Genomic DNA, 11,979 nt, shown 5'->3' with positions numbered 1-11,979 from the left:
ATTTAAGCAATCGAAAAGATCAAGGAGGAAAGAGCTTTGGACACAGGGAATGCACCAACGATACAAGAAAGAGAAACAGAGGAGTATGAATTCTTTAATGGCTTCGGGGCATTTGCCTGTGGGGGCAGAGAATATGAAATTTTATTAGATGGTGAGAACCGGCCCCCAGCCCCATGGATTAATGTTATCTCAAACAAAGAATTTGGATTCCAGATATCGGAAACGGGCGCTGGTTTTACGTTTCATACCAACAGCAGGGAAAATAAGCTTACTCCCTGGTCCAACGATCCCGTCAGTGACCAGGCATCTGAGGCAATCTATGTGCTAGATGAGATGAGCGGTGAGGTCATGACTCCTATGTCCTTAGGGAGACGTGATCGGGGGACTTATCGGGTAAGACATGGATTTGGATATAGTAAGTTTTTTCATGAGGAATTACAAATTGATCAGGAGCTGACTGTTTTTACACCGTTAAATGAATCCTTAAAACTATGGAATCTTAAGCTTACCAATCATTCAGATAAAGTGAAATATCTAAGTTTGACTTACTACGTGGAATGGGTACTTGGGACACAGAGGGAACAAACCAGTCCTTATATTTTGTCCTCCTATGATAATGAGCATGAGTATTTGTATGCAAAAAATATATATACCATGAATTTTCAAAACAACTATGCCTATCTTTTCTCCAGTGAAATGATTGTAGGATATACTGGAAACAGACAAGAATTTTTGGGACAGAAGGGCAGTATTTTAGAGCCCGAAGGAGCAGAAATTAAATTATCAAACAATACAGGGGTCGGATTTGATCCCTGTGGGGCAGTTCAAGTCTCTGTAGCAATTCAACCTCAGGAAAGTAAGACGGTGTTGTTTGGGCTTGGGCAAAATACCAGTCTGGAAGAAATTAGTGAGATTAGAAACAAGTACAAAGATGTGGAAGCAGCACAAAGAGAACTTTTGCAGGTAAGGGCTCATTGGGATCAGTTGTTAGGTACTGTTTCGGTAAAAAGTAACGACCGGGCAATTGATATCCTGGTCAATGGCTGGCTGCTCTACCAATCTATTTCCTGTCGGATTCAGGCAAGAGCAGCATTCTACCAGTGCGGCGGAGCCTATGGTTACCGGGACCAGTTACAAGACACACTTGCCCTTCTTCTTGCAGATTCTAGCATTCTGCGCAGGCAGATTTTAATTGCCTGCAGCAGACAGTTTGAAGAAGGAGATGTTCAACATTGGTGGCACCCCCCCATGGGTGTGGGAGTGAGAACGAAGATATCCGATGATTTATTATGGCTTCCATATTGTACAGCTGCATATATTAAAAGTACAGGTGATTTTGGGATTTTAAAAGAACAAGTTTCCTATTTAAAGGGTCCGCTTCTAAAGGAAGAACAGCATGAAATTATGTTTATTCCGGAAATTTCCGATCAAAAGGAAAGTGTTTATGATCATTGCAAGAAAACCATTGACCGAACCTATTTTGGGGAACACGGACTGCCACTTATGGGGGGAGGAGACTGGAATGATGGGATGAATGAAGTTGGGATAAAAGGAAAGGGGGAAAGTGTTTGGCTGGCATGGTTTTTTTATACGGTTTTAGAAGAATTTATTCCGTTGTGTGTCAAAGAAGGGGATGAGGATTATGGCCAGAACTTAGAGAAGATTCAAAAAGATCTGCTTCAAAACATTGAAGAAAATGCTTGGGATGGAGAATGGTATTTACGGGCTTTCTATGACGATGGAACAAAATTAGGTTCCAAGGAAAATGATGAATGTAAAATTGATTCCATTAGCCAATCCTGGAGTGTGATATCAAATGGTGCAAAAGAGGATCGGGCGAAAGCTGCAATTGAGTCCGCATGGCGTTATCTTGTTCGGGAAGAAGATGCTCTTTCCTTACTTTTGTTCCCGCCATTTGATAAGACAAGTAAAAATCCAGGCTATATTAAAAACTATATTCCAGGCATTCGAGAAAATGGAGGGCAGTATACGCATGCTGCCGTGTGGCTGGCAATTGCAACTTCAAAATTAAAGGATACTGAGATGGCACAAAAACTATTCCATCTATTAAATCCCATACACGTAACACAAAACAAAAAGGATGCGATCCGGTATGAGAAAGAACCCTATGTAATGACAGCGGATATATCCCTGAGTCCACCCTATACCGGAAGAGGGGGCTGGAGTTGGTATACGGGTTCCGCAGGCTGGATGTACCAGGGATTATTAAACTGGTTTCTAGGCATAAGAAAAGAAGGAAATGAACTGATCATTGATCCGGCTACTCCGTCAAGCTTTGGAGATTATACAGTCAAATATCTATATGGAAGTTCTGTTTATGAAATTAGGATTGAAAGTAGGAAAAAAGGGGTGCTGACGACCGAAGAAATTACGGTAGATGACAAGCGGATTCAGGGAAATCGGGTAAATTTGACAGATGATGGACAAACACATAAAATTATTGTATAACTCACTGTTACAATAAAATTGTTCAGGATTGACATATGTCACTAGATGTAATAGAATTAGGTATTGAAAATAATATTTGAATTCATTCGGAAGTCTAGCTTTATGTTAGCAGTTACAGAAGAAGAAGGGGGTTTACAAAAGATGAGCAATCCAGTTATTCAACATGAGTTACTAGATTCATTTTACAATGTCATGCCATATTTGGTTCATTTATTTGACGATGATGTCGCATTTGCATTAACCGATACGGAGAAATTTATTGTGGTGAACAATGGGAAAAAACTAAAATTCCAGATTAAACCAGGAGATTTGGTTCCCTCCGGAGGTGCAGTCAGAGAAGCTTTGAATTATGGAAGCGTAATCATCAAAGATGTACCGGACAGTGTATACGGAATTCCCTTTAAATCTTATGCTGTTCCGATTACCGATAAAAGTGGCAGTATAATCGGAGTATTGACGTTAGGAAAGAGTCTGGAAAACAGAAACAACTTGACGAATATGATTAATAGCCTGTCTGCCGGTCTAATACAGATTAATCAGTCTACGGTAAATGTGAATAATGGTTTGGAACAGCTCATTGACATGAATGGTGAGATATCCATAAAAGTCGAGGAGGCCAATAAAAGTACGAAAAACACGGATTCAATTTTAGATTTCGTAAAAGACATCTCCATTCAAACTAACTTGTTGGGACTTAATGCGGCGATTGAGGCGGCAAGAGCTGGGGAAGCCGGGAGAGGTTTTTCCGTTGTTGCAAGTGAGATAAGAAAGATGTCCGCTTCCACAAGCGATTCCATCGGTCAGATTGACGGAGTATTAAAGAATATCAATGAGTCCATAACAATTATTAATAAACGGGTTTCTGAATCCAACCATATTTTTGTAGATGAAACCAAAGAATTTAAGAATATCATGGAGTCCATCAATGACCTAAATGATACGGCAAAGAAGTTGGAAGATTTGTTGGAGCTTTTATAAAGAGAGAAAAGAACCTGATAGGAACAGGGATAGAGCCAATGGAGGCACTATCTCTATTCTTTGTGTAAAGATTTTGTAAAAACAGGTGATAATAGATTGAATTTGCGGTATGATAAAAACTCTAAATAAAATAAAAAGAAAAGAAGGAAGTTCATTATGAGAATAAAGAAATCAAGAGTCGCAGTAATCGGTTGTGGACTGGTGGGATCATCCACTGCATTTAGTTTGGTTACACAAGGAGTCTGCGATGAGATTCTGATGATTGATATCAATGAAGAGAGAGCATTGGGAGAAGTCTTGGATCTTCGGGATACCATAAAATATCTGGACCGCAATGTAAAAGTGCGTACAGGACGTTATTCGGACTGTGGAGAGGTAGATATCATTGTAATTACTGCTGGAGCACCTCCCCAAAAAGGACAAAGTAGACTTGATACACTCGATGTAAGTGCGCAAATTATAAAATCAATCGTGGATCCAGTTATGAAAAGCGGATTTGATGGTATTTTTATTGTGGTATCCAATCCTGTGGATATCATCGCTCATTATGTGTATACGTGTTCTGGACTTCCTAAAAACCAGGTGATCGGAACTGGAAGCGCCTTAGATACATCCAGACTTCAAAACATTATTGCGGAGCTGGTGAATGTAGATCCCAGAAGTGTATATGCCTATTCTATGGGAGAACACGGAGATTCCCAGATGGTTCCCTGGTCCTCTGTAACCGTGGCAGGAAAGTCACTCTATGATATTATACAGGATAATACAGAGTTTAGCGGAGCCATTGATTTTGATGAAATTGTGAAAAAAACCACCAAAGAGGGTTGGGAAATTTATAATAGAAAAGGCACCACTTATTATGGCATTGCCACTGCTTGTGTGGGAATTATCAAAGCCATTCTATACGATGAGAACAGGATTATACCCGTATCCACATTGCTGGAAGGGGAATATGGGGAAGATCAGGTTTTTGCTGGCGTTCCAACCATACTAAACAGAACAGGAGCAGCAGATATTCTGGAAATTCATATGACTACGAATGAATTGGATCAATTTCACCAATCTGCCAATGTAATTAGAGAATATAGCAATAAGATTATGTGAAAAATTAAAACCTCGAGCTTTCGCTGATTATGTTGTCTGATATCTGGAAACGATATAGGTATCAGGAAAGAATTCTTAACAGACAGGAGGCTCGTTTTTATGCCAGATACGAAGTGGAATCCTAGAAACACCGGGCAAATAACGCTTAGAGAGATTGATCACATAAGAAAAGAAGTAAAAATTAAATCAGCCGTTGTAAGAGATAGTATGAGGGAATTGTGTATGTCCCATCTGATTTGTCAAAAAAAATACCAGTATTTTGAGGGGTGGTATTTTAAGCAGCAGACAGCTCATGTGGTTCTGGGGCTGATCCCTGGAGTCAGTGTGGATAAAAGCGGAACGAACCACCCGTTTTTGCAGATCATTTGGAATGAAAATTCTTATGTGCTAGATTATTCGGAAGAGGATTATCTGGTGGACCGCAGGCAGAAGAAAATTATGCTTGGCAATAGTAGTTTTTCTCCAAGGGGGATAAAACTAGATATTCAAACTGAAAAATTAACGGTGCAAGGGGTGATCCGGTTTGGACCGCTCACTCCGATTCGGTATTCCATTATGGGTCCCTTTCAATTGATCCCTTTTATGGAATGCAAGCATGAAATCCTTAGTATGTTCCATATGCTTTCTGGATTCGTGAAAATAAATGGAACCATTTTAGACTTTAAAGACGGGACCGGTTACATCGAAGGAGACAAAGGCAGGTCGTTTCCACGCAATTACCTCTGGATTCAATGCAATCGATTTACGAAGAGGACTTCTATTATGGTATCCGTAGCTCATATCCCCATGTTTCATATTGGCTTTTTGGGTTGCATCTGTGCGATTGTTTATCAGGAAAGGGAATACCGGTTTGCCACATACCTAGGTGCAAAGGTAGTAAGCCAGCGGGAGACAGGAGTGATTATAAAACAGAGAAATTATACACTAAAAGTATTTCTATCCAATCAAAAGAGAAACAATACAGCCAGTTTTTCCCATCAGCTTTTGGCTCCCGAGAGAGGGGAAATGGAACGATTAATTAAGGAAGCACATATGGTACGGGGAAGATTTCTCTTATATCATATGGAAACTCTTATTTTTGATCTGACCAGTGATCAGGTTAGCTTTGAGTCTTTCTCTTCCCCAGGTTAATTTATTAGAATAGCAAAGACCTTTGGCCCTTCATTGTTTGACAAATGAGACTCCAAAGGTCTTTTCTAACAAATTATTTAGATATGCCATTCCTAATCTGAATAATTATTAAGTTGATTTACGTGTATTGACAATATATAATAGAATTGCAAGTAGATGGTTTTAAAATCGAAAGAAAGTGGGGGATATTTATGAAAAAAGTAACAGGCGTAACGATTTCGGCCCGACTAAAACGAGTGTTTGCAATTCTAGTATCAATTATTTTATTATCTTCTGTATTTTCTCTGTTTAGTTTTCGAAGTATTGGAAACAATATGACAACATTTTTCCAAATCCAATACGATACAACAAAAAAGCAGATGGAGATCCGTAAGGACGTACAAACTATAAATAAAAGGATTCTATGGGCGATCATTCGCAAAGAGGATTCAGAAACCCAAAAACAACGGGAAGATACAATAAAGAGGTTTGATAAAATCAGCCAATACATAACGGTGATCAACCAGAACTTGAACAATCAAAATTCAAATGAACTAACAACTGCGTTTGATGAGTTAAAAAAAGACACCTTATATCTTTATGATATCCTTGAAAAAGGCGATGCAGAAGGTGCTTTTTCCTATTACGAGACCACCTTTAATGAAGTATCTGAAGTTCTTGCAGATGCTTTAGATGAGACGGGGCGGCAGTCGGATTTGGATGCAGAAAACAAGTATGGGACAAGTAAAGAGGTACAAAATGCAGCGGAGATTCTTTTATTTCTGCTTTCGGCAGCTTCTTTGTTGATCGCAATTTTGATGGGAAAGCGCCTGATCAAAAGCATTGCACAACCACTAAAGGAGATGGAAAAGGCAGCCAACGAGATTGCACAGGGGAATCTACATACCGTGATCACTTACGAATCCGATGACGAGATTGGGCAAGCAGCACAGGGACTGCGAACCTCAATTGATAAACTTTCCTCCTATATATCGGAGATTGATCGAGTGATGGAAGAAATGGCTGGTGGAAATTTCAATGTAAAATTTATTCATGAATTTTCTGGTGATTTTAGAAATATCCAGCGATCTCTCACTCTTTTTACCGAAAAAATTTCAACTAGTTTTTTGGAAATCTCAGATGGTTCTAGACGAGTTTCAGAGGGGTCCGAACAAATCTCAGAATCGGCACAGAATCTGGCGGAGGGAGCAGAAAGCCAAGCCGGTATTGTAAGGGAACTTTCTCAGACAGTCACTGACATCTCGAAAAAAATATCAGAAAACGCAGAAGCTTCCAGTGAAATCAAGCGAGAAGTGGATACAGTAACGGTAGATATCACCAATGAAAATGAGGCCATGAATGAGATGGTTTTGGCAATGAAGACAATAAAGAAAACATCTGATGAAATCAGTAAAATGATTGGGACAATTGGTGAGATTGCTATGCAAACAAATCTTTTGGCTCTGAATGCTTCAATTGAGGCAGCGAGAGCGGGGGAAGCGGGGAAAGGATTTTCTGTGGTTGCCAATCAGGTGAGTTTGCTGGCAAATCAGAGTACACAAGCAGCCCAAAGCTCCTCCCAATTAATTGATGCTTCCCAAAAGGCAGTGGAAGAGGGAAGCATCATTGCAGATCGGGTGTCAGTAAAGTTAAAGGGTGTTTTAAAAGAAACTGATTTGATTTGTACCAAAATATCCAGCATGGCAATTGCTTTTTCCCAACAGGCAGAAGCTGTGAAGCAGGTAGATACTGGAATTGATCAGATTGCACAGGTTGTGGATGTGAATGCGGCTACTGCAGAAGAAAACTCTGCTGCAAGTGAGGAATTGACAAGCCAGGCGCAGGAACTAAAAACTTTAATGGCGCAATTTCAGTTAAAACTATAATTGGTAGGCGTATAATATGAAAAAAAGGGGCTGTCGCACTTTGTGCACAGCTCTTTTTGTAATATAAAGACAACGTAGAAAGTGGAAATGGGAATCAGTATATAACAGTATATAACAGTTGACAACTGTTATATACTGTTATATACTGTTTGCAAAGGAGGGGCTAAATGAAAATAGTAATTCATAATTCTTCCATGCAGCCGATTTACGAACAGATCGTGGATCAAATAAAGTGCGGGATATTGGATGGGGATCTGACGACTGGAGAGAACCTTCCCTCCGTTCGTTCTCTTGCAAAAGAGCTGAGAGTCAGCGCCTTAACTGTGAAAAAGTCTTACGACGTTCTAGAGCAGGAGGGGTTTGTTGTGACCATACATGGAAAAGGCAGTTACGTAGCAAGAGCAAATCAGAATTTGTTGTTGGAAGAAAAGAAAAAAGAAGTAGAAGCTGATCTGGAGAATGCCATTCGAAGTGGAAGAAAATGCGGGATGAGTGAAAAAGAGATCACTGATTTATTTCATATTATATTGGAGGAATCGATATGTTGAAATTGAATAATGTACAGAAAACATATGATAATTTTAGTCTAAACTGTTCTCTTAGTCTGCGTCCAGGGTATATTACCGGACTGATTGGAACAAATGGCGCTGGAAAAACCACGGTTTTTAAATCGGCACTCGGTCTGATCAATCTTGATGGAGGAGAGGTAAGCGTTCTTGGAAAAGATCCAAAAAAACTAATGGCGGAAGATAGAAATAAGATTGGGGTGGTATTATCAGATTCGGGATACAGTGGTTATTTAAGCGTTTTAGATGTCTCAAAATTAATGAAAAACTTTTATCCCTCATTTGATAGAGCTAAATTCTTGAAACAGTGCGAGCAGTCTGATCTTCCTCTTAAGAAACAAATCAAAGATTTTTCAACTGGAATGAAGGCCAAGTTAAAGCTATTAACTGCAATGTCATATAATGCAAAACTGCTGATATTAGATGAGCCAACGGCGGGGCTTGACGTAATCGCCAGAGAAGAATTGCTTGATCGTATTCGTGACTATATGGACGAGAAAGAGCGGTCTGTGTTGATTAGTTCCCATATTTCGGGGGATTTAGAAAGTATTTGCGATGATCTTTATCTGATCGATCAGGGGAAAATTATACTATATGAAGAAACGCATGTACTGCTTGGAGACTATGGACTATTAAAAGTATCAGAGGAGCAGTACCAGACATTAGATAAAAAGTATGTGTTACGTATAAAAAAAGAATCTTACGGGTACCGTCTATTGTCTGATCATATTAAGTATTACAAAGAGAATAGCAAAGATATAATCATAGAGAAAGGCAGCATTGATGAAGTCATCACTATGATGATACGAGGTGAGTGTTTATGAAAGGTTTAATATTAAAAGACTTGTATTTGTTAAAAAATAGAAAACGATTTTTTCTTATGCTTATCGTTTTCTCAATAGCCATGGTATTCACAAACGATAAGGCGGTATTTGTGATCAATTATATTACTCTTATTTTCGCATTATTTACCATATCCACCATCAGTTATGATGAATTTGATCGTGGATACTCCTTTTTATTCACCCTCCCCATTACCAGAAGACAATATGTTTTGGAAAAATATGTATTTGGTCTGCTGGTGGGTGGATTACCCTGGGGCCTGGTGACCTTTTTGGTAGTATTGTTGCAAGGTATGCACAATCGCGATGTAGCTTCCGCTATCATTCAATCCCTTGTGCTTCTACTGTTTGTTCTGCTTTTTTTATGGGTTTCCATTCCTTTGCACTTTAAATATGGTTCAGAAAAGGGAAGGATTGCAGTCACAGCATTGTTTGGAGGGCTGGTTGGGATCGGTTACGTGGTGGTAAAACTGTTGATGCAGATGGGGGTTGATTTTAAGATTGTATGGATTTTTTTTGAGGCGGTTAATCTTTGGCAGCTATCACTTACAATTGGGGTGATTTGTGTTCTGTTATTACTTTTATCATTACACCTCTCTATTGGCATTATGGAGAAAAAAGAATTTTGATTCTGTCTTTCAATAAGGTTAAAAAGAAAAAGGAAGGATACCTGCAGGTATCTTTCCTTTTTAAAGGGTTAATATACAACTTCCTCATAGTCATCGGTTGAAGGGAATTCAATGGTAATAGGCTGTCCAGGGTTCTTATAATCGACTATAACATTCATAGTCACTCCTATTGCATGCCCTTCCAGCGTTCCGCTCATCCGGATTGAAACACTCTCTTTTGAAAAGCAGTTGTCTGGTGTAAGAAAGACCTTCCCGCTTGCTTGCTCTACCTTATAAACAGAATCCCATGCAATTGGCATACTATTCTTATATATTTCGGAAAGGTATTGTGTCAGAGCATCAGACTTACACGTATAGAACAGGATCTTACCTCCGTTCCCATCGTCAGCGATCTGAACATCTTTAAGGTAGTCCCCGAATTGACCGCCCTTTCCATCTAAATTCAGCAGATTGGTAATTTCATCAACTCCAACTTTCATCTTATATTTTAATTCATTGTTTGTATTAAAATAATAATATCCGTCCTTGTAAAATTTAGTCGAACTTTCTTTTGATCCCATAATTTCCATGTCATAGTGTGATAAAAACTCCATGTCAGGGGTGTTTTTATTGTGATACATTAACTGGATTTGAATGGAGGCGGGAATGGAAACATCATCTAAATCAATGGATATCTCATTCTTGGTATCGATATTTAAAACAGGGAGTGAATCACTTGTCTGATTTCCAAGTTGATACAGCTCCGTCCCTTCCTGATGGGCTTTTTTGGCGGTTGAGGGATTCGCCGCTTTTTGACGGATTACCCCATCTTCTGTCCAAGCACCAGAAGCATCTACGGTGTACCGATCTATTGTGGTATCGGAGAGAATATATCCATTGCTATCGAAATAGTAGCATTCTGCCAGCCCATCGTTGTTTGAGTCAATCCATTTCCACATGGAGACGTTCTTGTCTGAGGTTCCATCTTGCCATTGCCATCCCATGGAGTCCTGCTTCCAAGTCCCGGCATATGCAGTGGGTGAGGCGGCAATGGAAATAAAAGTCGTAACGGCAAGCAATAAAAATATTTTTTTCATACTGATTGATTCCCTTCTGATAATAATTAGAAATAAATGATCGGATTCAATTAATATACTACCATATATTTCCAATACAGACAACGTTTTAAAATCGGAACAGACTTTCCCTATAAAAAAAGATATGGTATTATAGAAGCATAAAGATAGCAGCAAAAAACGATAAAAGAAACAAGGAGGTGGAATCTACACTGTAAGTGGGAAACCTTCTTGGGGGCATAAACTGGAAGTTTATAACCAGAGTGGGGAATATTTAGCAACCTTAAAAGAACAAATTCTTACCTTTCTTCCGAAATATCATATTATCGTACATGACAATATCGTTGGAACGATTACCAAAGAGTTTACATTTTTCAAACCGTCATTTTCCGTTGATTGCAATGGGTGGCACGTGGAAGGAGATTTTTTTCAATGGGACTACTCCATACTTTCAGCAGAAGACCGTACGGTGGCACGGATAGAAAAACAGCTTTTTCGTTTGACAGATACTTATATAATTGACGTGGCAGAAGAAAATGATTGTCTGTTGGCCTTGATGGTGGTGCTTTCCATTGATGCAATTAAATGTAGTCAGAACAAGTAATAAAATAAAGGGAATGGAGTATTTGATAGTAACAGAAAAAGAGTGAATTGTTTGTGAATTCATGGAATCGTAATAAATAGGGGCTGTAAATACGCCTAAATTATGGTAAGATATAGCATAGGAGTAGATTCAGAAGAAAGACAGAAAAAATGAAAGCACTTTATTCCATACTTAAAAGCGTGGATCGGTATGGATGCACGACAGAAAAGAGGGGGGAGGCTGCGGGAATTGAAGCGCAGCTTTTATGTGGAAAGTGCTCCGTATGGATTGTCCGACAGATGAACGAAGAAACGGAAGACGAGTATGGAGGCGCAGATGAAGGGAAACTTTAAAAAAAATCGTATACATTTTACATTGTTTGGAACTTTGGTGCTGGTTCTTTTACTGGTGCTTATTTTTCTGACGTTAAAAGGCAAGGCGGATCCTATTTTTGATCAAAATTCCACCACTACATTTTATCTAAAAACAGATGTGGGTCAGATACCAAAACTAGAAGCAGAACGGTATTTTAACCCAGAAACCTATGATACAAAAAAGTTCCAGTTTGATTTGAGCCACTGCGACTGGAATGTAATTGGTATTTATCGGGTCCCTGTTATGTATGATGGAGAAAAGACCAACTGCATGGTGCAGATTCAAGTACGGAATCCGAAAGAAAAAGACGCCATAGAGACGGTCCCTGATAGGAATCAGAATGAGGTTCTATCGGAACTGGAACAGGAATAAGGAGTGGGAG

General features: G+C 39.2%; 12 protein-coding genes. 11 read left to right on the top strand and 1 reads right to left on the bottom strand.

Annotated features, from left to right (window positions below; genetic code table 11):
* Window positions 1–36 precede the first annotated feature (36 nt).
* From EFT72_RS02970 to EFT72_RS02935, 8 genes are all read left to right on the top strand, one after another.
* Window positions 37–2,469, top strand: a complete 2,433-nt coding sequence (locus EFT72_RS02970; RefSeq protein ID WP_124065422.1) for a hypothetical protein — start codon at window positions 37–39, stop codon at window positions 2,467–2,469.
* A 102-nt stretch (window positions 2,470–2,571) separates the two neighbouring features.
* Window positions 2,572–3,447 carry a methyl-accepting chemotaxis protein gene (locus EFT72_RS02965; RefSeq protein WP_124065421.1) on the top strand — a complete coding sequence of 292 codons (876 nt, stop codon included), beginning with the start codon at window positions 2,572–2,574 and terminating at the stop codon, window positions 3,445–3,447.
* Between the two features lie 156 nt (window positions 3,448–3,603).
* Entirely contained in the window at window positions 3,604–4,551 is a 948-nt protein-coding gene (locus EFT72_RS02960) for an L-lactate dehydrogenase (protein WP_124065420.1), read from the top strand.
* A 99-nt stretch (window positions 4,552–4,650) separates the two neighbouring features.
* On the top strand, window positions 4,651–5,682 hold the full coding sequence (locus EFT72_RS02955) for a tocopherol cyclase family protein (protein WP_124065419.1): 1,032 nt from the start codon (window positions 4,651–4,653) through the stop codon (window positions 5,680–5,682).
* 191 nt (window positions 5,683–5,873) lie between these two features.
* Complete coding sequence (locus EFT72_RS02950) at window positions 5,874–7,547, top strand: HAMP domain-containing methyl-accepting chemotaxis protein (protein ID WP_124065418.1); 1,674 nt, start codon at window positions 5,874–5,876, stop codon at window positions 7,545–7,547.
* 167 nt (window positions 7,548–7,714) lie between these two features.
* The gene (locus EFT72_RS02945; protein WP_124065417.1) at window positions 7,715–8,095 is read left to right on the top strand and encodes a GntR family transcriptional regulator; all 381 of its coding nucleotides are present in this window, start codon (window positions 7,715–7,717) and stop codon (window positions 8,093–8,095) included.
* Window positions 8,089–8,937, top strand: coding sequence for an ABC transporter ATP-binding protein (locus tag EFT72_RS02940; protein WP_124065416.1), 849 nt, complete (start codon window positions 8,089–8,091; stop codon window positions 8,935–8,937). Before EFT72_RS02945 ends, EFT72_RS02940 begins: the two co-directional genes overlap by 7 nt.
* A complete protein-coding gene (locus tag EFT72_RS02935; protein ID WP_124065415.1) occupies window positions 8,934–9,584 on the top strand; it encodes an ABC-2 transporter permease in 651 nt (216 codons plus the stop codon). The genes EFT72_RS02940 and EFT72_RS02935 overlap by 4 nt, the downstream gene beginning before the upstream one ends.
* A gap of 68 nt (window positions 9,585–9,652) precedes the next feature.
* On the opposite strand, the gene EFT72_RS02930 is transcribed toward EFT72_RS02935, so the two are convergent.
* Entirely contained in the window at window positions 9,653–10,660 is a 1,008-nt protein-coding gene (locus EFT72_RS02930; protein ID WP_124065414.1) for a hypothetical protein, read from the bottom strand.
* Between the two features lie 184 nt (window positions 10,661–10,844).
* On the opposite strand from EFT72_RS02930, the gene EFT72_RS02925 reads away from it, so the two are divergent.
* From EFT72_RS02925 to EFT72_RS02915, 3 genes are all read left to right on the top strand, one after another.
* The gene (locus tag EFT72_RS02925) at window positions 10,845–11,243 is read left to right on the top strand and encodes an LURP-one-related family protein (protein ID WP_124065413.1); all 399 of its coding nucleotides are present in this window, start codon (window positions 10,845–10,847) and stop codon (window positions 11,241–11,243) included.
* 149 nt (window positions 11,244–11,392) lie between these two features.
* The gene (locus EFT72_RS02920) at window positions 11,393–11,575 is read left to right on the top strand and encodes a hypothetical protein (protein ID WP_124065412.1); all 183 of its coding nucleotides are present in this window, start codon (window positions 11,393–11,395) and stop codon (window positions 11,573–11,575) included.
* Window positions 11,559–11,969, top strand: coding sequence for a ty transcription activator TEC1 (locus EFT72_RS02915; protein WP_124065411.1), 411 nt, complete (start codon window positions 11,559–11,561; stop codon window positions 11,967–11,969). Before EFT72_RS02920 ends, EFT72_RS02915 begins: the two co-directional genes overlap by 17 nt.
* Window positions 11,970–11,979: the final 10 nt, after the last annotated feature.

This window comes from Clostridium sp. E02, assembly GCF_003833015.1.
In the GTDB taxonomy this organism is placed as follows: domain Bacteria; phylum Bacillota; class Clostridia; order Lachnospirales; family Lachnospiraceae; genus Lacrimispora.
The sequence above is the reverse complement of the archived record's forward strand: the minus strand, read 5'-3'. Positions and strand labels throughout refer to the sequence as shown.